The following is a 17,565-nucleotide window of genomic DNA, read 5'->3' on the forward strand; positions in this document are numbered from 1 at the left end:
GCTCCGATCGCCATGGAAGATGGTCTGCGCTTCGCGATTCGCGAAGGCGGCCGTACCGTTGGTGCCGGTGTGGTTTCCAAGATCATCGAGTAATTCGCCGGATGATCCGGAAAAAGGGCTGCTTCGCAGCCCTTTTTTCTGTCCCGCAAGTACGTAACACCAGCAATATCAGTCGGTCAGGCAGCTGCTTGACACTGCTGGGTATTATGCATACAATGCGGCTCCTTTTTTTGAAGGTCGGCTAACAGTAGCTGCTACGAGTGGAGTTTGGTGCATCATGCAAAGCCAAAAGATTCGAATCCGGTTGAAGGCGTTTGATTATCGCCTGATCGACCAGTCCACGCAGGAGATCGTCGATACCGCAAAGCGGACCGGCGCTCAGGTGCGTGGACCAATCCCTCTGCCGACGCGGAAGGAAAAGTACACCGTTCTGATTTCTCCGCACGTCAACAAAGACGCGCGCGATCAGTACGAAATTCGTACGCACAAGCGTCTGCTCGACATTGTTGAGCCGACGGAAAAGACAGTAGATGCTTTGATGAAGCTGGATCTGGCAGCAGGTGTAGACGTTCAGATCAGCCTCGGCTAACACTACCTGGTGTTAGTCAGTGTAACTGTCCTAAGGCCATAGAGGGTGTGAGCCCCGTACACTTAAGAGGTGAAACATGGCAATTGGTGTAGTCGGTCGTAAGGCCGGTATGACCCGTATTTTTACGGAAGACGGGCAGTCTGTGCCCGTAACGGTAATTGAGGTTGAAGCCAACCGCATTACCCAACTGAAAACTCTCGAAAGCGATGGCTACCGTGCGGTCCAGGTGACTGTGGGCAACCGTCGTCCCTCCCGGGTTTCCAAGGCTCAGTCAGGTCACTTCGCAAAGGCTGGTGTTGAGGCTGGTCGCGGTCTGTGGGAATTCCGTCTTGCCGATGGCGAAGGCGATGAGTTCCAGGCTGGCGGCGAGATCACCGTGTCTGTATTCGCGGACGGTCAGGTCGTCGACGCCACTGCCCATTCCAAGGGTAAGGGCTTCCAGGGTGGCGTTAAACGCTGGAACTTCTCCATGCAGGACGCGACTCACGGTAACTCCCTGTCCCATCGTGCGCCGGGTTCCATTGGTCAGAACCAGACCCCGGGCAAGGTGTTCAAGGGCAAGAAGATGGCCGGTCAGATGGGCAACAAACAGGTTACTGTTCAGAACCTGGAAGTTGTTCGTGTTGATGCCGAGCGCAACCTGCTGCTGATCCGTGGCGCTGTTCCCGGTGCTACCGGTGGCAACGTGATCATCAAGCCTGCAGTTAAAGCCTGAGGAGCGGTGCGATGGAATTGACAATTACAGGTAGCGGTCAGGGGATTTCCGTCTCCGACGCCGCGTTCGCCAAAGAGTTTAACGAGTCGCTGGTTCACCAGGTTGTTACCGCCTACATGGCTGGTGGTCGCCAGGGTACCAAGGCTCAGAAGACCCGTTCTGAGGTCAGCGGCGGTGGTAAGAAGCCGTGGCGTCAGAAGGGTACTGGTCGTGCCCGTGCCGGTACTATCCGAAGCCCGATCTGGCGCACTGGTGGCGTTACCTTCGCCGCCAAGCCCCGGAGCTTCGAACAGAAAGTAAACCGGAAGATGTACCGCGCCGCGATGCAGTCCATTTTTTCCGAGCTGGTTCGTCAGGATCGTCTGGTGCTGGTTGATGACATTACCGTCGACAGCCCGAAGACCAAGGCGTTCAGCGAGAAGCTGAAGGGTCTGGGTGTGAGCAACGCCCTGATTCTCGCCGAGAATGTAGAGCAGAACCTTCATCTGGCGTCCCGCAACATTCCGCACGTTGACGTGCGTGACGTTGCGGGCCTTGATCCGGTTAGCCTGGTTGCCTTTGAGAAGGTTGTGATTACCGTTCCGGCTCTTAAGAAGATCGAGGAGATGCTGGGATGAATCAGGAACGTATCTACAAGGTTCTTCTGGGACCGCACGTATCAGAAAAAGCATCTCTGGTAGCGGAGAGCAATCAGGTGGTCTTCCGTGTGGCGCCTGATGCCACCAAGCCGGAGATCAAGAAAGCCGTTGAGCAGCTGTTCAACGTCACCGTCGAAGGTGTTCAGGTTTCGAACCGTAAGGGTAAGCTCAAGCGTACTATCCGCGGGTTCGGCAAGCGTAATGACATTCGCAAGGCTTATGTGAAGCTGGCGGAAGGTCAGGACATCGATTTTCTGGATGTGGAATAAGGTAAAGGGGTCGTAATATGCCGATCGTCAAAACCAAACCAACATCTGCCGGACGCCGTCACGTTGTAAAGCTTTACAACCCGGATCTCCACAAGGGGCGCCCTTACGAGCCGTTGGTAGAAAGTCAAAGCAAGTCGGGTGGTCGTAACCATTTTGGTCGCATCACCACCCGTCACGTTGGTGGTGGCCACAAGCAGCACTACCGCGTAATCGATTTCAAGCGGACCAAGGACGGCATTCCAGCGGTCATTGAGCGCCTGGAATACGATCCGAACCGCTCTGCGCACATCGCACTGCTGAAGTATGCCGATGGCGAGCGTCGCTACATTATCGCTCCCAAAGGTATGCAGGCCGGTGATCCTGTGCGTTCCGGTATCGACGCACCGATCAAGGTGGGTTCCACGCTGCCGCTCCGGAATATTCCGGTCGGTTCCGTAATCCACTGCGTCGAAATCAAGCCTGGCAAAGGTGCACAGCTGGCTCGCTCCGCGGGCGCATCCGTACAGCTGGTAGCAAGGGAAGGGGCATATGCCACCATCCGCCTGCGTTCAGGTGAAATGCGAAAGGTGCTTGTTGACTGTCGCGCGACGTTGGGCGAAGTGTCCAACAGCGAACACAGCCTCAAGCAGCTTGGTAAAGCGGGTGCATCACGTTGGCGCGGCAAACGGCCAACAGTACGTGGTGTTGCTATGAACCCAGTTGACCACCCACATGGTGGTGGTGAAGGGCGTACCTCTGGCGGGCGTCACCCGGTTACTCCGTGGGGTGTTCCGACCAAAGGGCATAAGACTCGTAAGAACAAGCGTACTGACAAGATGATAGTACGTCGTCGTTCGGCCAAGTAAACGACTACATAGAGGTAATTGCTGTGCCACGTTCTTTAAAGAAAGGTCCTTTTATAGACCTGCATCTGTTGAAGAAGGTCGAGACAGCTCTGGAAGCGAACGACAAGCGGCCGATCAAGACCTGGTCCCGTCGTTCCACGATCTTTCCGGAGTTCGTCGGTCTGACCATTGCAGTCCACAACGGCAAGCAACACGTGCCCGTGTACGTGACCGAAGACATGGTCGGTCACAAACTGGGCGAGTTCGCGGCAACGCGGACTTACCGTGGTCATGCAGCCGACAAGAAAGCTAAACGCTGATTGTGAGGGGAAATGAAATGGAAGTAGCAGCCAAGTATAAGGGCGCTCGCCTCTCTGCTCAGAAAGCACGTCTTGTCGCTGACCAGGTTCGTGGCAAGGCGGTTGAGGACGCCCTGAACATTCTGACTTTCAGCCCGAAGAAGGCGGCGGTCGTGATCAAGAAAGCTCTTGAATCCGCCATTGCCAACGCTGAGCACAACGAAGGTCTGGACGTAGATGATCTGCGGGTTTCCACCGTCATGGTGGATGAAGGTCCGACGCTCAAGCGGATCAAAGCTCGAGCCAAGGGGCGCGCTGACCGGATTATGAAGCGCACCTGTCATATCACCGTCAAGGTCGCCGACAAGTAGGAGATGCTCAGATGGGTCAGAAAGTAAATCCGACCGGTATACGGCTGGGTGTGGTCAAAGAGCACAACTCAATCTGGTATGCCGAGAAGAAGGACTACGCGAACAAGCTCCTGAATGATATTCAGGTTCGCGAGTTCCTGGAGAAGCGCCTTGAAAAGGCGTCAGTCAGCAAGATCGTGATCGAGCGCCCGGCTCAGAATGCCCGGATCACGATCCATACCGCCCGTCCCGGTATTGTTATCGGCAAGAAGGGTGAAGATGTTGACCGTCTGCGTCGCGAAGTCAGCGAGAAGATGGGCGTGCCTGTGCACATCAACATCGAGGAAGTCCGCAAGCCGGATCTGGATGCCAAGCTGGTAGCGCAAAACGTTGCCGGTCAGCTCGAGCGTCGTGTAATGTTCCGTCGCGCCATGAAGCGTGCGGTTCAGAATGCCATGCGTCAGGGCGCCAAGGGTATCAAGATCCAGGTTGGCGGTCGTCTCGGGGGCGCCGAAATTGCCCGTTCCGAGTGGTACCGTGAAGGTCGCGTTCCTCTGCACACACTGCGTGCAGACATTGACTACGCCACCTACGAAGCGAAGACCACCTACGGCATCATCGGCGTGAAGGTATGGATCTTCAAGGGTGAGATTCTTGGTGGTATGGATGAGGTCCGTGCTGACAAGAATGCCTCTCGTAAGAAAGGTTCCAAGTAAAGGGGCACTCGTATGCTGCAGCCAAAACGCACCAAATTCCGCAAGGTAATGAAAGGCCGTAACACCGGTCTGGCTCAACGCGCCAACAAGGTGAGCTTCGGTGAATACGGATTGAAGGCGACGACTCGTGGACGTATAACAGCACGCCAGATTGAGGCGGCTCGTCGTACCATGACGCGTCGGATCAAGCGGGGCGGTAAGATCTGGATTCGGATCTTCCCCGACAAGCCGATTACCGGCAAACCGCTTGAAGTACGTATGGGTAAAGGTAAGGGTTCTGTCGAGTACTGGGTAGCCGAAATCCAGCCAGGTCGTATGCTTTACGAGATGGAAGGGGTATCCGAAGAGATTGCACGTGATGCGTTCACTCTTGCGGCGGCCAAACTGCCCGTTCAGACCACCTTTGTAACGAGGACGGTGATGTGATGAAAGCAACAGAGCTGCGTGAGAAGTCAGTCGACGAGCTGAACAAAGAGCTGATCGACCTCCTGAAGGAGCAGTTCAACCTGCGTATGCGCAAGGCGACAGGTCAGCTGAATCAGAGTCACCTTCTCCCGAAGGTGAAGCGCGACATAGCTCGTGTGAAAACAGTAATGAATGAAAAGGCAGGACAGTGACATGACTGAAGCTACCAAAACTGCCAGAACCCTTAACGGCAAGGTCGTGAGCAACAAGATGGAGAAGTCCATTGTTGTTCTGGTCGAGCGCCAGGTGAAACACCCGCTTTACGGTAAGTACGTGAAGCGCTCGACCAAGATTCATGCTCACGACGAACAGAACGAGTGCAACATCGGTGATCTGGTTACGATCAAGGAAACCCGCCCGGTCTCGAAGACCAAAAGCTGGGCCCTGGTTGAAGTCACCGAACGCGCTTCCAAGGTGTAACTCGCCCCGACGGTGAGTCTTGTCGAAACTGCGATAGTGGTTTCTGCTGGAGAATAACCATGATTCAGACTCAAACAATGCTTGAAGTCGCGGACAACAGTGGTGCACGTCAGGTGCAGTGCATCAAGGTCCTGGGCGGTTCACACCGGCGTTATGCCAAGGTGGGAGATATCATCAAGGTGACCGTTAAGGAAGCCATCCCCCGTGGTAAGGTGAAGAAGGGCCAGGTCCTCAATGCTGTTGTCGTGCGTACCCGTAAGGGTGTGCGTCGTCCTGACGGATCACTGATCCGCTTCGACGGCAACGCGGCAGTACTTCTTAACAACCAGAACGCGCCGATCGGCACCCGTATTTTCGGGCCGGTAACCCGCGAGCTGCGTACCGAGAAGTTCATGAAAATTATCTCACTGGCACCCGAAGTACTGTAAGGACTAGAGGCCGGTTATGAAAAAGATCAAACGAGATGACGAAGTAATCGTCACCACGGGTAAAGACAAGGGCAAGCGCGGTAAAGTTCTGAAAGTTCAGGATGACGGCCGGGTTGTGGTTTCTGGCATCAATATGATGAAGAAGCACACCAAGCCGAACCCGATGCTGGGCACCCCAGGTGGCATCGTCGAGAAAGAAGCGCCAATCCAGGCTTCCAACGTGGCAATTTTTAATCCGCAGACCGGCAAGGCCGATCGCGTAGGCTTCCAGATCAAGGAAGACGGCGCAAAAGTGCGGATCTTCAAGTCCACGAACGAAGCTGTCGATAACCAGTAAGGGTGGTGGTTACGATGCTTAATATGAAAGAGCAGTACAGTAAGGAAGTGATTCCCGCCCTGCAGAAAGAGTTCAGCTACAAGAACATAATGCAGGTTCCGCGGATCCAGAAAATCACCCTGAACATGGGTGTCGGCGAAGCGGTTGGCGACAAGAAGCTGATCGAGAACGCTGTTGCGGATCTGGAGCGGCTGGCCGGCCAGAAGGCTGTGGTCACCAAGGCGCGCAGATCCGTTGCCGGCTTCAAGATTCGTGAGGGCTGGCCAATCGGTTGTAAGGTTACCCTGCGCGGCGAGCGCATGTGGGATTTCTTCGACCGGCTGGTACATATTGCCATTCCGCGTGTTCGCGACTTCCGTGGTCTCAACCCGAAGTCCTTCGACGGTCGTGGCAACTACAGCATGGGTGTGCGTGAGCAGATCATTTTTCCGGAGATTGAATACGATCGCGTAGACAAGATCCGTGGTCTGGATATCACCATCACCACCAGTGCTGAAACCGATGACGAAGGCCGCGAACTGCTGAAAGCCTTTGGCTTTCCGTTCAAGAAATAAGGAACGAGTGACATGGCGAAGGTTTCAATGAAGAACCGCGAGCTCAAGCGCGAACAGACGGTTGCGAAATACGCAACCAGACGCGCCGAGCTCAAGGCGATTATCAAGAACCCGAATATCAGCGAAGAGGAACGTTGGGACGCACAGATGAAGCTGCAGAAGCTTCCTCGCGATGCAAGCCCTTCGCGTCTCACCAACCGCTGTCAGATGACTGGCCGTCCCCACGGCGTTCTCCGCAAGTTCAAGCTCTCGCGCATCAAGCTTCGTGAGCAGGGCATGGCGGGTAACGTACCGGGTCTGACCAAGTCAAGCTGGTAAGCGTCACCGCGACTCGTCGCGGTGGCCGTTGGTAAGCGGTGCGGCACGCCGCTGCACAACTAAAAAGATCAGGAGCCTCATACAAATGAGTATGCAAGATACGCTTGCGGATATGTTTACCCGTATCCGTAACGCACAGATGGCACAGAAGGCCGACGTGGTCATGCCGTCTTCCAAAATGAAGATCTCCGTGGCCCAGGTCCTTAAGGACGAAGGTTACGTAGAAGATTTTTCCGTTTCAGCTGACGCCAAGCCGGAACTGACCATTTCCCTCAAGTACTTCGGTGGCAAGCCGGTTATTGAGGAAATCAAACGGGTGAGCCGCCCCAGTCTGCGCCAGTACAAGGGCACAGGCGAACTGCCGAAAGTGGCAGGTGGTCTCGGGGTCGCTATCGTGTCTACGTCCAAGGGCGTTATGACCGACCGCGCTGCACGTGCTGCCGGCGTGGGTGGCGAAGTCATCTGCACCGTATTCTAGGAGAAAGACATGTCCAGGGTTGCCAATAATCCTGTCGTGCTGCCTTCCGGTGTTGAGGTTAAGCTGAACGGACAGGAAATCAATGTGAAGGGCTCCAAGGGAGCGCTTCAGTTCACCATCCACCAGGCGGTTGAAGTCAAGCAGGAAGAAAACGTTCTTCGCTTTGCTCCCCGCGATGGTGCAAAGCAGTCCCGCGCTCTTGCTGGCACCACCCGTGCGCTGGTAAATAACATGGTTACCGGTGTTTCCGCCGGGTTCGAGCGCAGGCTCAACCTGACCGGCGTTGGTTACCGGGCGCAGGCGCAGGGCAAGAAGCTCAACCTGACACTTGGGTTCTCACACCCGGTTGAGTACGAACTGCCCGAGGGGGTCACCGCTGAAACTCCGTCTAATACGGAAGTTGTTATTCGCGGGATCGATAAGCAACAGGTTGGCCAGGTCGCTGCTGAAGTCCGCGCATTCCGTCCGCCAGAGCCTTATAAGGGCAAGGGTGTTCGGTACTCGGATGAGCAGGTCAGACGCAAAGAAGCCAAGAAGAAATAAGGCGGGACTATGAGCGCTAATACAGAAAGATTGCGTCGCGCACGCAAAGTGCGCATGAAGATCCGTAAGCTGGGTACAGACCGCCTGTGCGTTCACCGCACGCCGCGTCATATGTATGCCCAGGTCACCACTGCAGACGGCAGCAAGGTTATCGCTTCTGCCTCCACACTGGACAAGGATCTGCGTCAGGGTGCTACGGGTAACGTGGATGCCGCCAAGAAGGTCGGTCAGCTGATCGCTGAGCGTGCCAAGGCTGCCGGCATTGAGAAAGTGGCGTTTGACCGCTCCGGTTACCGTTATCATGGTCGCGTTCAGGCCCTGGCCGACGCTGCCCGTGAAGCTGGCTTGCAATTCTAAGAGGTGGAGAAGATGAGCGTTAACGAACAGAAGGCGCCTGAGCTCCAGGAAAAGCTGGTTCAGGTAAACCGCGTGGCCAAGGTGGTCAAGGGCGGTCGTATCTTTGCCTTCACCGCACTGACTGTTGTGGGTGATGGCAAGGGCCGTGTTGGTTTTGGTCGTGGTAAGGCCCGGGAAGTACCGGTTGCCATCCAGAAGGCCATGGAAGCCGCACGCAAGAACATGGTGGATGTGCCTCTTGATGGCACCACCCTGCAGTATCCGGTCCGCGCCCAGCATGGCGGCTCCAAGGTCTACATGCAGCCGGCCTCTGAAGGTACCGGTATCATCGCCGGTGGCGCGATGCGTGCGGTACTGGAAGTAGCAGGTGTTCAGAACGTACTTTCCAAGTGTTACGGGTCTACCAACCCGGTCAACGTGGTACGTTCCACCATCAAGGGTCTCCAGGCAATGAAAGCGCCTGAAGATGTTGCAGCCAAGCGCGGCAAGACCGTGGAAGACATTCTGGGTTGAAGTCATGGCGAACAAGACAATCAAGGTTACACTGACCCGCAGCCCAATCAGCTGTCAGCCCAAGCACAAACTGTGCGTGAAGGGCCTGGGTCTTCGCAAAATTGGTCACACCGTGGAAGTGGAAGACACACCTTCCATCCGCGGCATGATCAACCGGGTTAACTACCTGGTAAGGGTTGAGGAGAACTAAGATGCGCCTGAACGAACTGAGTCCGGAACCGGGTTCACGCCCGTCCGCCAAGCGCGTTGGCCGGGGTATCGGCAGCGGCCTGGGCAAGACAGCCGGTCGTGGTCACAAGGGCCTGAAAGCGCGCTCCGGCGGCCGGGTAGCCCCCGGTTTCGAGGGCGGTCAGCAGCCGTTGGCCCGTCGTCTGCCGAAATTCGGTTTCACCTCCCGCCAGCAGCGTTACGTTGCTGAGATCCGGCTGAATGAGCTGGCCAAGGTGGACGGCGACGTCGCTGACCTGGACGCACTGAAAAAAGCGGACATCATTCGTGAGGAAATTCGCGCGGCTCGCGTGATTCTCTCCGGCGAACTGACCCGTCCGGTGACCGTTAAGGGTCTGAAGGTGACCAAGGGCGCCCGTGAGGCAATCTCTGCCGCGGGTGGCAAAGTCGAAGAATAAGGCGAGTCGAGGACTGCATGGCCAAGACATCATCAATGCCCGCGGGCGCAGGAAAAGGACTGGCAGAGCTGCGTTCGCGGCTCTGGTTTGTGGTCCTGGCGCTGCTGATCTACCGGATCGGTGCGCACATTCCTGTTCCCGGGATCAATCCGGATCGCCTGGCGGCACTGTTTGAGCAGAATCAGGGAACCATCCTGAGTCTGTTCAACATGTTCTCCGGTGGTGCGCTTGAGCGGATGAGTATCTTCGCCCTCGGCATCATGCCCTACATCTCGGCGTCCATCATCATGCAGTTGATGACCGCGGTGAGCCCGAAACTTGAGCAGCTCAAGAAGGAAGGCGAGTCCGGACGGCGCAAGATCAGTCAGTACACCCGGTATCTCACGGTTGTGCTGGCCCTGGTCCAGGGCATGGGTATCTCCATGGGACTTGCGTCCCAGGGGGTTACCTTCAACGACAGCTTCAGTTTCCACTTTGTGGCCGTGGTGTCCTTCGTTTCCGGTGCCGTCTTCATGATGTGGCTGGGCGAGCAGATCACCGAGCGAGGTATCGGCAACGGTATTTCACTGCTGATCTTCGCGGGTATCGTCGCGGGACTGCCTGGTGCCATCGGGCAGACTCTTGAGCAGGCCCGTAACGGTGAAATGAGCCTGTTGGTGGTGCTGGGCATTGGTGTGCTGGCGATTGCGGTGGTGGGCTTCGTGGTGTTCATGGAGCGTGGCCAGCGGCGTCTGACCATCAACTATGCCAAGCGGCAGCAGGGCCGACGGGTATTTGCCCAGCAGTCCAGCCATCTGCCCCTGAAAGTGAATATGGCCGGTGTCATCCCGCCCATCTTTGCTTCTTCCATCCTGCTGTTCCCAGCATCACTGGGTCAGTGGTTCGGGCAGGGTGAAGGCATGGAGTGGCTGAGTGACGTGTCCCAGGCACTGGCTCCGAGTCAGCCCCTGTACATCATCCTGTTTGCTGCGGCAGTCGTTTTCTTCTGCTTCTTCTATACGGCGCTGATGTACAACCCGAAGGAAGTCGCGGATAACCTGAAGCGGTCCGGTGCCTTTATCCCCGGCATCCGTCCCGGTGAGCAGACCGCCAAGTATATTGATGGGGTGCTCACCCGGCTGACTCTGTTTGGTGCTATGTACATCGCAGCGGTATCCCTGTTTCCCCAGTTCCTGATGGTGGCAGGTAATGTTCCGTTCTACCTGGGCGGTACGTCGCTGCTGATCGTGGTAGTCGTGGTGATGGATTTCATGGCGCAGGTACAGTCGCACCTGATGTCCCATCAGTACGAATCACTGATGAAAAAGTCCAATCTGAAGGGCTATGGTCGCTGATCCGTCAGCCCCCTTGAAATCTGGAGTCGACAATGAAAGTACGCGCTTCGGTAAAGAAAATTTGCCGTAACTGCAAAGTAATTCGACGCAATGGCTCGGTTCGGGTCATCTGCTCGGAGCCTCGTCACAAGCAGCGCCAGGGCTGATTTCTAACGGAATCGACTCTGGTTACGCCTGGGCCTGATTGATAGCGCTTGACTCCATGCGGGGTCAGGCGCTATTATTTCGCGCCCTTTTCGTGGCGGAAAATTCACACAGCAAAGCTTTGAACGCGGAGTAATCTGAATGGCACGTATAGCCGGTGTCAATATACCCGACAACAAACATGCTGTTATCTCGCTGACCTACATCTTTGGTGTTGGCAAGACGGCAGCCCAGAAGCTTTGCGATGCAGCAGGTGTCCAGCAGGACGCCAAGGTCAAGGACCTGTCTGACGAGCAGCTTGAATCCCTTCGTTCTGAAGTGGGCAAGCTCATCGTTGAAGGTGACCTGCGTCGTGAAGTTCAGATGAACATCAAGCGTTTGAAGGATCTCGGTTGCCACCGTGGTCTGCGTCATCGTCACGGCCTTCCGGTTCGTGGCCAGCGCACCAAGACCAACGCGCGCACCCGTAAAGGTCCTCGCAAACCGATTCGAAAGTAAACAGGTAGGCAAACATGGCAAAGCCAGGTACACGTACCCGTAAAAAGGTGAAAAAGACGGTTGTTGATGGCGTCGCGCATATTCACGCGTCCTTCAACAACACTATCGTGACCATTTCCGACCGTCAGGGCAACGTCCTGTCCTGGGCCACCTCCGGTGGTTCCGGTTTCCGTGGGTCACGCAAGAGCACACCTTTTGCTGCGCAGGTAGCAGCTGAAAGAGCCGGTAATGCGGCTGCTGAATACGGCCTTAAAAACCTGGACGTAGAGGTTAAGGGTCCCGGGCCCGGACGTGAGTCTGCAGTTCGCGCGCTGAACGCGTGTGGCTACAAGATCACCAACATTACTGATGTGACGCCGATTCCCCATAACGGCTGTCGTCCGCCCAAGAAGCGCCGCGTTTAAAGGAGACAGTGAGATATGGCACGTTACATAGGTCCGAAATGTAAGCTGTCTCGCCGTGAGGGGACAGATCTTTTCCTGAAGAGTGGTGTTCGTGCGCTTGATTCCAAGTGCAACATTGAAACACCCCCGGGCATGCACGGCGCGCGTCGTGGTCGTCTGTCCGAGTATGGCGTTCAGCTCCGTGAAAAACAGAAGGTCCGTCGTATTTATGGCGTACTCGAGAAGCAGTTCCGCAATTATTACAAGGAAGCGGCCCGTATCAAGGGCGCGACCGGCGAGAACCTGCTTCAACTGCTGGAAGGGCGTCTGGATAACGTGGTTTACCGCATGGGCTTCGGCTCAACGCGGGCGGAATCACGCCAGCTGGTCTCCCACAAGGCGGTTCTGGTGAACGATAAGCCGGTGAACATCCCGTCCTACCAGGTGCGTCCTGGCGATGTGATCAGTATCCGTGAAAAGGCAAAGAACCAGCTGCGCGTTAAAGGCGCCCTGGAACTCGCTGCCAGCCGTGCCCCGGTAGAGTGGGTTGAGGTTGACGCCAACAAGATGACCGGCACATACAAGTCGGTACCGGAGCGTACCGAGCTGTCGTCGGACATCAACGAGAACCTCATCGTCGAGCTTTACTCCAAGTAAAGTCCATTAGCAACGAGAGCAGATAGGGGCGTCTATGCAGCGTTCAGTACATGAGTTATTGACACCTCGTACCATTGACGTAAAGGAACTGAGCACCACTCGCGCCAGGGTGACTCTTGAGCCGCTCGAGCGTGGCTTTGGTCACACTCTGGGTAGTGCCCTGCGTCGTATCCTTTTGTCCTCAATGCCAGGGTGTGCGATCACCGAAGCGCAGATCGACGGTGTGCTGCACGAATACAGCGCGATTGAGGGTGTCCAGGAAGACGTCATTGAGATTCTCCTGAACCTCAAGGGCGTTGCCCTGAAGATGGGGGGGCGTGACGAAGCCGAGGTCTCCCTCAGCAAGAAAGGCCCGGGTGTCGTAACAGCCGGCGACATCTCGCTTGATCATGATGTCGAGGTCACCAATCCGGATCATGTGATCTGTCACCTGAGTGAAAAGGGTGAAGTGAGCATGCGTCTGAAAGTGGTGCGTGGCCGTGGTTATGAGCCTGCAGATCAGCGTGGTCTTGACGAAGACGAGACCCGCGCGATCGGACGCCTTCAGCTGGACGCGACTTTCAGTCCGGTCCGTCGGGTTGCGTACGCGGTTGAAAGCGCCCGTGTCGAGCAGCGCACTGACCTGGACAAGCTGGTTATTGATCTGGAAACCAATGGCACGATCGATCCGGAAGAAGCAATTCGCCGGGCGGCAACCATTCTCCAGCAGCAGCTGGCGGTATTCGTCGATTTCGATCATGAGAAAGAGCCCGAGCGAGTAGAGGAAGAGGAAGAAATCGATCCGATTCTGCTGCGCCCGGTGGATGATCTGGAACTGACAGTGCGTTCAGCGAACTGCCTCAAAGCAGAGAACATTTACTACATCGGCGATCTTATTCAGCGCACTGAAGTCGAGCTGTTGAAGACGCCTAACCTGGGTAAAAAGTCGCTGACCGAAATCAAGGACGTCCTGGCCTCACGTGGGCTGTCCCTGGGTATGCGTCTTGACAACTGGCCGCCGGCAAGCCTTCGTGGTGATGACCGGGTTCTGGGCGGTTGATCGCCGATTAGTTTGAGTTAAGGAATAAGAGCAATGCGTCATCGTAAGAGTGGTCGTAAGTTCAGCAGGACCAGTGCGCATCGCAAGGCCATGTTTCGTAACATGACTGCGTCACTGGTTGGTCATGAGCTGATCAAAACAACCCTGCCCAAGGCGAAGGAACTTCGCCGGGTAGCGGAGCCGTTGATCACGCTCGCCAAGAATGATTCGGTTGCCAATCGTCGTCTGGCGTTTTCCCGCCTGCGCGACGACGCAGCAGTCGCCAAGCTCTTCGATGAGCTGGGCCCGCGTTACAGCGAGCGCCCGGGTGGCTACCTGCGCATCCTCAAGTGCGGTTTCCGTGCCGGCGACAATGCCCCCATGGCATTCGTCGAGCTGGTCGGCCGTCCGGTGGATCTGGAAGCTGAAGAGATGAGCGACGACGAGTAATACCGTTGGAGTTCACAAAAAGGCCGGGGACTGAGAAGCCCCCGGCCTTTTTGCTTTCAGGCAAAGCCAATTCCGGGCGTAGGAAGCTGTCAGAAGGCGGAGATATAGGCTGGGGAGCCAGGGCAGAGCTAACCGCCCTGTAGGAGCTTGCCAGCAAGCGAAGAGGCAGGCGCTGAAGGTGAAGCCACCCTCCGCCCCAAGTGGACCTCACAACCCTGTAGGAGCTTGCCTGCAAGCGAAGAGGCAGGCGCTGAAGGTGAAGCCTCCTCTCGAGAGCCAATGTCGGCCTCGCAATTCTGTAGGAGCTTGCCTGCAAGCGAAGATGAAAGCTCAGAAACCGAGCGTTTCCTCCTCGCTTGCAGGCAAGCTCCTACAGTGCCCAGCCCCAGCCCCAGCCCCAGTCCCAGGCCCGGCCAGACACCGGTTCCAGTCCGGCCCCAGCCTCCGTCCAGGATCAGCCCGTTACCCTCTGCCCGCGAGCAAAGGCTTCAGGTAACGCCCGGTGTGGGAGTGCTTGCTCTCTGCCACCTCCTCGGGCGTGCCCTCGGCGATGATCATGCCACCCCCCGAACCACCTTCAGGGCCAAGGTCGATGATCCAGTCGGCGGTCTTGATGACGTCCAGATTGTGTTCGATCACCACGATGGTGTTGCCGTGGTCCCGGAGGCGCTGGAGTACGGTCAGCAGTTGCTGGATGTCGTAGAAATGCAGGCCTGTGGTGGGTTCGTCAAGAATGTAGAGGGTCTTGCCCGTATCGCGCTTGGACAGCTCCCGCGCCAGCTTGACCCGCTGGGCTTCACCGCCGGATAGTGTGACAGCGCTCTGGCCCAGGCGGATGTAGGACAGGCCCACGTCCACCAGGGTTTGGAGTTTGCGGGCCAGAAAAGGAACCGCATCAAAGAAAGCGCGCCCTTCCTCCACGGTCATCTGCAGCACTTCATTGATGTTCTTGCCCTTGTAGCGCACTTCCAGGGTTTCCCGGTTGTAGCGTTTGCCCTTGCAGACATCACAGGGGACGTAGATGTCAGGCAGGAAGTGCATCTCCACCTTGATCATCCCGTCCCCCTGGCAGGCCTCGCAGCGGCCGCCCTTGACATTGAAGCTGAAGCGACCGGGCTTGTAACCCCGGCTTCGGGCTTCCTGGGTGCCGGCAAAGAGTTCGCGGATCGGGGTGAAGATCCCGGTGTAGGTAGCCGGGTTCGACCGTGGGGTGCGGCCAATGGGACTCTGGTCGATGTCGATGACCTTGTCCAGATGCTCCAGTCCCTCAAGGCGTTTATAGGGGCCATGGCTGAGGCTGGTCGCCTTGTTCAAACGCGTTGCGGCCACTGGATAGAGCGTGCTGTTGATGAGGGTGGACTTGCCGGACCCGGATACTCCGGTGACACAGGTCATGATGCCCAGCGGCAGCTCCAGGGTGACGTCCCTGAGGTTGTTGCCGCTGGCGCCCTCCAGGACGAGGGTCTTGCCATTGCCGGTATTCCGGACCGCGGGTACTTCGATTCTGCGAGTGCCATTGAGGTACTGACCGGTGAGTGAGTTGTCATTGGTGATAATGTCTTCCGGTGTTCCCTGGGCAACCACATGGCCGCCGTGAACGCCGGCGCCCGGGCCGATATCGAGTACATGATCAGCGGCGCGGATGGCATCCTCATCGTGTTCAACCACAATGACCGTGTTACCTAGATCCCGAAGGTGGGTGAGGGTGGCCAGCAGGCGGTCGTTGTCCCGTTGGTGCAGGCCTATCGAAGGCTCGTCGAGAATGTACATCACCCCCACCAGGCCTGCGCCGATCTGGCTGGCGAGCCGGATACGCTGGGCCTCACCGCCGGAAAGGGTATCGGCACTCCGCTCCAGGGTGAGGTATTCGAGGCCGACATTCACCAGGAACTGGAGCCGCTGCCGGACTTCCTTGAGGATCTTTTCGGCAATCTCCCCTTTCCGTCCCGGCAGGACGAGAGTGTCAAAGTAGCCGTGGGCGTCACCAACCGGCAGGCGGGTAATCTCCGGCAGATTGTGCTCGTCGATGAATACGTGCCGGGCGCTTCGCCGGAGCCGTGAGCCGCCACAGTCCCGGCAGGGTTGCTGGCTCAAGTGACGGGCCAGTTCCTCACGCATGCTCTGGGACTCGGTTTCCCGGTAGCGACGCTCCAGATTGGGCAGCACGCCCTCGAAGGGGTGCTCCTTCTGCATGATGTGGCCCCGGGAGTTAACGTAACGAAAGGCAATGTCTTCATCGCCAGAGCCATGAAGCACCACGTCCTGGAACTCTTTCGGGAGGTCCTCCCATGGAGTGTCCATATCCACGCCATAGTGGTCGGCAACGCTCTTGAGCATCTGGAAGTAGTAGACGGCGCGACGGTCCCAGCCCCTGATGGCGCCTTCAGCGAGGGTGGCGGCGGGGGTGTGGACAACCTTTTCCGGATCGAAGAACTGACGGACGCCAAGTCCGTCGCAGGTGGGGCAGGCGCCGGCGGGGTTGTTGAAGGAGAAGATCCGCGGCTCCAGTTCGCTGAGCGAATACCCGCACTGGGTGCAGGCGTAGCGGGCGGAGAAGGTCTGGTCCTCCTCCTTGCCTTCCATGTCTGCCAACAGGGCGATGCCGTCGGAGAGCTCCAGAGCGGTCTCGAAACTCTCCGCAAGGCGCTGTTCAAGGCCCGGCTTCACTTTGAAACGGTCAACCACCACGTCGATGGCGTGCTTCTTTTTCTTGTCCAGGGGGGGGACGTCGTCGATGTCGTAGACGTAACCGTCCACACGCAAGCGGATGAAGCCCTGGCTGCGCATTGTGTCGATTACCTGCTGGTGCTCTCCCTTGCGATCGCGGATCACCGGCGCGACGATCATCAGCTTGCTGTCCTCCGGCATGGCGAGGACCTGATCCACCATCTGGCTGACGGTCTGGGCCTCCAGCGGCTGGCCGTGGTCGGGACAGCGGGGTTCGCCAGCGCGGGCAAACAGCAGGCGCAGGTAGTCGTAGATCTCGGTGATGGTGCCCACGGTGGAGCGGGGGTTGTGGGACGTGGACTTCTGCTCGATGGAGATGGCCGGGGAAAGTCCCTCGATATGGTCCACATCCGGCTTTTCCATCATCGACAGGAACTGCCGGGCATAGGTGGAGAGGGATTCCACGTACCGTCGTTGTCCCTCGGCATAGAGGGTGTCGAACGCCAGGGAGGATTTGCCTGAGCCGGACAGCCCGGTAATGACAATGAGCTTGTCCCGGGGCAGTTCCACATCGATATTCTTCAGGTTGTGCGTGCGTGCGCCTTTGACCTGGATGGAATCCATAGTGCTCCTCTGGCCGTCAGGGAATAAGAAGGGGAATACGCCAGTATAACCGCTTCAGCCTTGTGGCCAAGTGCTGGAGGCTACCCGCTCAGTGTGCCGCCGGTATTGTTACCAGGGGAACCGGGCTCCGGCAGTATGTCGGGCGGGAGTTCATCCAGTGTGGTAGGGGTTTCCCGAGGGTTGTCGGGCAGGGCCTACGATAGTGCCGTTCATGCCGGGTTGCCGGGGCAATGTCGGCCAGGGGGCTGAGGCGTCCCACTGATCACGCTGTGTCGGACGCGGCCTGGCAAGGTTGTGAAATCCACGGCGAAGATTCCCGGTTGCCTTGCCTCATCTGATAAACTCCCGGCT

At 57.3% G+C, this 17,565-nt stretch carries 30 protein-coding genes; 29 read left to right on the plus strand and 1 reads right to left on the minus strand.

Annotated features, from left to right (window positions below):
* The 29 genes from BM346_RS16915 to rplQ form a co-directional block, all read left to right on the plus strand.
* Nucleotides 1–93 (plus strand): EF-Tu C-terminal domain-related protein (locus BM346_RS16915; RefSeq protein WP_207545791.1); only part of this gene is annotated, 93 nt, incomplete at its 5' end.
* Nucleotides 94–277: 184 nt separating this feature from the next.
* Nucleotides 278–589: a 30S ribosomal protein S10 gene (rpsJ, locus tag BM346_RS16920; RefSeq protein WP_004580743.1), complete on the plus strand. Its 312-nt coding sequence runs from the start codon at nt 278–280 to the stop codon at nt 587–589.
* Between the two features lie 76 nt (nt 590–665).
* Nucleotides 666–1,304 carry a 50S ribosomal protein L3 gene (rplC, locus tag BM346_RS16925; protein ID WP_092016101.1) on the plus strand — a complete coding sequence of 213 codons (639 nt, stop codon included), beginning with the start codon at nt 666–668 and terminating at the stop codon, nt 1,302–1,304.
* An 11-nt stretch (nt 1,305–1,315) separates the two neighbouring features.
* On the plus strand, nt 1,316–1,921 hold the full coding sequence (rplD, locus tag BM346_RS16930) for a 50S ribosomal protein L4 (RefSeq protein ID WP_092016104.1): 606 nt from the start codon (nt 1,316–1,318) through the stop codon (nt 1,919–1,921).
* Nucleotides 1,918–2,211 carry a 50S ribosomal protein L23 gene (gene rplW, locus BM346_RS16935; protein WP_092016107.1) on the plus strand — a complete coding sequence of 98 codons (294 nt, stop codon included), beginning with the start codon at nt 1,918–1,920 and terminating at the stop codon, nt 2,209–2,211. The genes rplD and rplW overlap by 4 nt, the downstream gene beginning before the upstream one ends.
* Before the next feature lie 17 nt (nt 2,212–2,228).
* Nucleotides 2,229–3,056 carry a 50S ribosomal protein L2 gene (gene rplB, locus BM346_RS16940; protein ID WP_092016109.1) on the plus strand — a complete coding sequence of 276 codons (828 nt, stop codon included), beginning with the start codon at nt 2,229–2,231 and terminating at the stop codon, nt 3,054–3,056.
* A 23-nt stretch (nt 3,057–3,079) separates the two neighbouring features.
* The gene (gene rpsS, locus BM346_RS16945; RefSeq protein WP_091854875.1) at nt 3,080–3,355 is read left to right on the plus strand and encodes a 30S ribosomal protein S19; all 276 of its coding nucleotides are present in this window, start codon (nt 3,080–3,082) and stop codon (nt 3,353–3,355) included.
* 17 nt (nt 3,356–3,372) lie between these two features.
* A complete protein-coding gene (gene rplV / locus BM346_RS16950; RefSeq protein ID WP_092016112.1) occupies nt 3,373–3,705 on the plus strand; it encodes a 50S ribosomal protein L22 in 333 nt (110 codons plus the stop codon).
* An 11-nt stretch (nt 3,706–3,716) separates the two neighbouring features.
* Nucleotides 3,717–4,400 (plus strand): 30S ribosomal protein S3, encoded by a 684-nt coding sequence (gene rpsC / locus BM346_RS16955; RefSeq protein ID WP_092016115.1) that lies wholly within the window; start codon nt 3,717–3,719, stop codon nt 4,398–4,400.
* 12 nt (nt 4,401–4,412) lie between these two features.
* Complete coding sequence (gene rplP / locus BM346_RS16960; protein ID WP_092016118.1) at nt 4,413–4,826, plus strand: 50S ribosomal protein L16; 414 nt, start codon at nt 4,413–4,415, stop codon at nt 4,824–4,826.
* On the plus strand, nt 4,826–5,017 hold the full coding sequence (rpmC, locus tag BM346_RS16965; protein ID WP_092016121.1) for a 50S ribosomal protein L29: 192 nt from the start codon (nt 4,826–4,828) through the stop codon (nt 5,015–5,017). Before rplP ends, rpmC begins: the two co-directional genes overlap by 1 nt.
* Before the next feature lies 1 nt (nt 5,018).
* Nucleotides 5,019–5,285, plus strand: a complete 267-nt coding sequence (gene rpsQ, locus BM346_RS16970; RefSeq protein WP_092016123.1) for a 30S ribosomal protein S17 — start codon at nt 5,019–5,021, stop codon at nt 5,283–5,285.
* A gap of 59 nt (nt 5,286–5,344) precedes the next feature.
* Nucleotides 5,345–5,713 carry a 50S ribosomal protein L14 gene (rplN, locus tag BM346_RS16975; protein WP_092016126.1) on the plus strand — a complete coding sequence of 123 codons (369 nt, stop codon included), beginning with the start codon at nt 5,345–5,347 and terminating at the stop codon, nt 5,711–5,713.
* A 16-nt stretch (nt 5,714–5,729) separates the two neighbouring features.
* A complete protein-coding gene (gene rplX, locus BM346_RS16980) occupies nt 5,730–6,050 on the plus strand; it encodes a 50S ribosomal protein L24 (RefSeq protein ID WP_092016129.1) in 321 nt (106 codons plus the stop codon).
* A 14-nt stretch (nt 6,051–6,064) separates the two neighbouring features.
* The gene (gene rplE / locus BM346_RS16985; RefSeq protein ID WP_092016132.1) at nt 6,065–6,604 is read left to right on the plus strand and encodes a 50S ribosomal protein L5; all 540 of its coding nucleotides are present in this window, start codon (nt 6,065–6,067) and stop codon (nt 6,602–6,604) included.
* Nucleotides 6,605–6,616: 12 nt separating this feature from the next.
* Nucleotides 6,617–6,922, plus strand: a complete 306-nt coding sequence (rpsN, locus tag BM346_RS16990; protein ID WP_092016135.1) for a 30S ribosomal protein S14 — start codon at nt 6,617–6,619, stop codon at nt 6,920–6,922.
* 85 nt (nt 6,923–7,007) lie between these two features.
* A complete protein-coding gene (rpsH, locus tag BM346_RS16995; RefSeq protein ID WP_092016138.1) occupies nt 7,008–7,400 on the plus strand; it encodes a 30S ribosomal protein S8 in 393 nt (130 codons plus the stop codon).
* 9 nt (nt 7,401–7,409) lie between these two features.
* The gene (rplF, locus tag BM346_RS17000; protein WP_092016141.1) at nt 7,410–7,943 is read left to right on the plus strand and encodes a 50S ribosomal protein L6; all 534 of its coding nucleotides are present in this window, start codon (nt 7,410–7,412) and stop codon (nt 7,941–7,943) included.
* A gap of 9 nt (nt 7,944–7,952) precedes the next feature.
* Nucleotides 7,953–8,300, plus strand: coding sequence for a 50S ribosomal protein L18 (gene rplR, locus BM346_RS17005; protein WP_092016144.1), 348 nt, complete (start codon nt 7,953–7,955; stop codon nt 8,298–8,300).
* Between the two features lie 12 nt (nt 8,301–8,312).
* A complete protein-coding gene (rpsE, locus tag BM346_RS17010; protein WP_092016147.1) occupies nt 8,313–8,813 on the plus strand; it encodes a 30S ribosomal protein S5 in 501 nt (166 codons plus the stop codon).
* Between the two features lie 4 nt (nt 8,814–8,817).
* Entirely contained in the window at nt 8,818–9,003 is a 186-nt protein-coding gene (gene rpmD, locus BM346_RS17015; RefSeq protein ID WP_092016150.1) for a 50S ribosomal protein L30, read from the plus strand.
* A gap of 1 nt (nt 9,004) precedes the next feature.
* Nucleotides 9,005–9,439 carry a 50S ribosomal protein L15 gene (rplO, locus tag BM346_RS17020; protein ID WP_092016153.1) on the plus strand — a complete coding sequence of 145 codons (435 nt, stop codon included), beginning with the start codon at nt 9,005–9,007 and terminating at the stop codon, nt 9,437–9,439.
* A 17-nt stretch (nt 9,440–9,456) separates the two neighbouring features.
* Nucleotides 9,457–10,773: a preprotein translocase subunit SecY gene (gene secY / locus BM346_RS17025; protein ID WP_092016155.1), complete on the plus strand. Its 1,317-nt coding sequence runs from the start codon at nt 9,457–9,459 to the stop codon at nt 10,771–10,773.
* 32 nt (nt 10,774–10,805) lie between these two features.
* Nucleotides 10,806–10,919 carry a 50S ribosomal protein L36 gene (gene rpmJ, locus BM346_RS17030; protein WP_008174902.1) on the plus strand — a complete coding sequence of 38 codons (114 nt, stop codon included), beginning with the start codon at nt 10,806–10,808 and terminating at the stop codon, nt 10,917–10,919.
* Between the two features lie 139 nt (nt 10,920–11,058).
* The gene (gene rpsM, locus BM346_RS17035; RefSeq protein ID WP_092016158.1) at nt 11,059–11,415 is read left to right on the plus strand and encodes a 30S ribosomal protein S13; all 357 of its coding nucleotides are present in this window, start codon (nt 11,059–11,061) and stop codon (nt 11,413–11,415) included.
* 14 nt (nt 11,416–11,429) lie between these two features.
* Nucleotides 11,430–11,819, plus strand: coding sequence for a 30S ribosomal protein S11 (gene rpsK, locus BM346_RS17040; protein ID WP_007153992.1), 390 nt, complete (start codon nt 11,430–11,432; stop codon nt 11,817–11,819).
* 15 nt (nt 11,820–11,834) lie between these two features.
* Nucleotides 11,835–12,455: a 30S ribosomal protein S4 gene (gene rpsD / locus BM346_RS17045; protein ID WP_092016161.1), complete on the plus strand. Its 621-nt coding sequence runs from the start codon at nt 11,835–11,837 to the stop codon at nt 12,453–12,455.
* A gap of 34 nt (nt 12,456–12,489) precedes the next feature.
* Nucleotides 12,490–13,494: a DNA-directed RNA polymerase subunit alpha gene (locus BM346_RS17050; protein WP_092016164.1), complete on the plus strand. Its 1,005-nt coding sequence runs from the start codon at nt 12,490–12,492 to the stop codon at nt 13,492–13,494.
* Nucleotides 13,495–13,527: 33 nt separating this feature from the next.
* The gene (gene rplQ / locus BM346_RS17055; protein WP_092016167.1) at nt 13,528–13,923 is read left to right on the plus strand and encodes a 50S ribosomal protein L17; all 396 of its coding nucleotides are present in this window, start codon (nt 13,528–13,530) and stop codon (nt 13,921–13,923) included.
* Nucleotides 13,924–14,385: 462 nt separating this feature from the next.
* Here rplQ and uvrA read toward each other — a convergent pair whose 3' ends face one another.
* A complete protein-coding gene (gene uvrA / locus BM346_RS17060) occupies nt 14,386–17,214 on the minus strand; it encodes an excinuclease ABC subunit UvrA (RefSeq protein ID WP_092016170.1) in 2,829 nt (942 codons plus the stop codon).
* Nucleotides 17,215–17,565 lie beyond the last annotated feature (351 nt).

This window comes from Marinobacter daqiaonensis, from assembly GCF_900115285.1.
Lineage (GTDB): Bacteria > Pseudomonadota > Gammaproteobacteria > Pseudomonadales > Oleiphilaceae > Marinobacter > Marinobacter daqiaonensis.

Excerpts from the sequence above, each read along its gene's own strand:
- rpsH (WP_092016138.1), top strand. The coding sequence starts at position 7,008 with ATGAGTATGCAAGATACGCTTGCGGATATGTTTACCCGTATCCGTAAC.
- uvrA (WP_092016170.1), bottom strand. The coding sequence starts at position 17,214 with ATGGATTCCATCCAGGTCAAAGGCGCACGCACGCACAACCTGAAGAAT.
- rpmC (WP_092016121.1), top strand. The coding sequence starts at position 4,826 with ATGAAAGCAACAGAGCTGCGTGAGAAGTCAGTCGACGAGCTGAACAAA.
- rpsQ (WP_092016123.1), top strand. The coding sequence starts at position 5,019 with ATGACTGAAGCTACCAAAACTGCCAGAACCCTTAACGGCAAGGTCGTG.
- rplW (WP_092016107.1), top strand. The coding sequence starts at position 1,918 with ATGAATCAGGAACGTATCTACAAGGTTCTTCTGGGACCGCACGTATCA.
- rplP (WP_092016118.1), top strand. The coding sequence starts at position 4,413 with ATGCTGCAGCCAAAACGCACCAAATTCCGCAAGGTAATGAAAGGCCGT.
- rpsE (WP_092016147.1), top strand. The coding sequence starts at position 8,313 with ATGAGCGTTAACGAACAGAAGGCGCCTGAGCTCCAGGAAAAGCTGGTT.
- rplR (WP_092016144.1), top strand. The coding sequence starts at position 7,953 with ATGAGCGCTAATACAGAAAGATTGCGTCGCGCACGCAAAGTGCGCATG.
- rplO (WP_092016153.1), top strand. The coding sequence starts at position 9,005 with ATGCGCCTGAACGAACTGAGTCCGGAACCGGGTTCACGCCCGTCCGCC.
- rplF (WP_092016141.1), top strand. The coding sequence starts at position 7,410 with ATGTCCAGGGTTGCCAATAATCCTGTCGTGCTGCCTTCCGGTGTTGAG.
- rplQ (WP_092016167.1), top strand. The coding sequence starts at position 13,528 with ATGCGTCATCGTAAGAGTGGTCGTAAGTTCAGCAGGACCAGTGCGCAT.
- rpmD (WP_092016150.1), top strand. The coding sequence starts at position 8,818 with ATGGCGAACAAGACAATCAAGGTTACACTGACCCGCAGCCCAATCAGC.
- rplC (WP_092016101.1), top strand. The coding sequence starts at position 666 with ATGGCAATTGGTGTAGTCGGTCGTAAGGCCGGTATGACCCGTATTTTT.
- secY (WP_092016155.1), top strand. The coding sequence starts at position 9,457 with ATGGCCAAGACATCATCAATGCCCGCGGGCGCAGGAAAAGGACTGGCA.
- rplN (WP_092016126.1), top strand. The coding sequence starts at position 5,345 with ATGATTCAGACTCAAACAATGCTTGAAGTCGCGGACAACAGTGGTGCA.
- rpsC (WP_092016115.1), top strand. The coding sequence starts at position 3,717 with ATGGGTCAGAAAGTAAATCCGACCGGTATACGGCTGGGTGTGGTCAAA.
- rpsK (WP_007153992.1), top strand. The coding sequence starts at position 11,430 with ATGGCAAAGCCAGGTACACGTACCCGTAAAAAGGTGAAAAAGACGGTT.
- rpmJ (WP_008174902.1), top strand. The coding sequence starts at position 10,806 with ATGAAAGTACGCGCTTCGGTAAAGAAAATTTGCCGTAACTGCAAAGTA.
- rpsM (WP_092016158.1), top strand. The coding sequence starts at position 11,059 with ATGGCACGTATAGCCGGTGTCAATATACCCGACAACAAACATGCTGTT.
- rplB (WP_092016109.1), top strand. The coding sequence starts at position 2,229 with ATGCCGATCGTCAAAACCAAACCAACATCTGCCGGACGCCGTCACGTT.
- BM346_RS17050 (WP_092016164.1), top strand. The coding sequence starts at position 12,490 with ATGCAGCGTTCAGTACATGAGTTATTGACACCTCGTACCATTGACGTA.
- rplX (WP_092016129.1), top strand. The coding sequence starts at position 5,730 with ATGAAAAAGATCAAACGAGATGACGAAGTAATCGTCACCACGGGTAAA.
- rplD (WP_092016104.1), top strand. The coding sequence starts at position 1,316 with ATGGAATTGACAATTACAGGTAGCGGTCAGGGGATTTCCGTCTCCGAC.
- rplE (WP_092016132.1), top strand. The coding sequence starts at position 6,065 with ATGCTTAATATGAAAGAGCAGTACAGTAAGGAAGTGATTCCCGCCCTG.
- rplV (WP_092016112.1), top strand. The coding sequence starts at position 3,373 with ATGGAAGTAGCAGCCAAGTATAAGGGCGCTCGCCTCTCTGCTCAGAAA.
- rpsJ (WP_004580743.1), top strand. The coding sequence starts at position 278 with ATGCAAAGCCAAAAGATTCGAATCCGGTTGAAGGCGTTTGATTATCGC.
- rpsN (WP_092016135.1), top strand. The coding sequence starts at position 6,617 with ATGGCGAAGGTTTCAATGAAGAACCGCGAGCTCAAGCGCGAACAGACG.
- rpsD (WP_092016161.1), top strand. The coding sequence starts at position 11,835 with ATGGCACGTTACATAGGTCCGAAATGTAAGCTGTCTCGCCGTGAGGGG.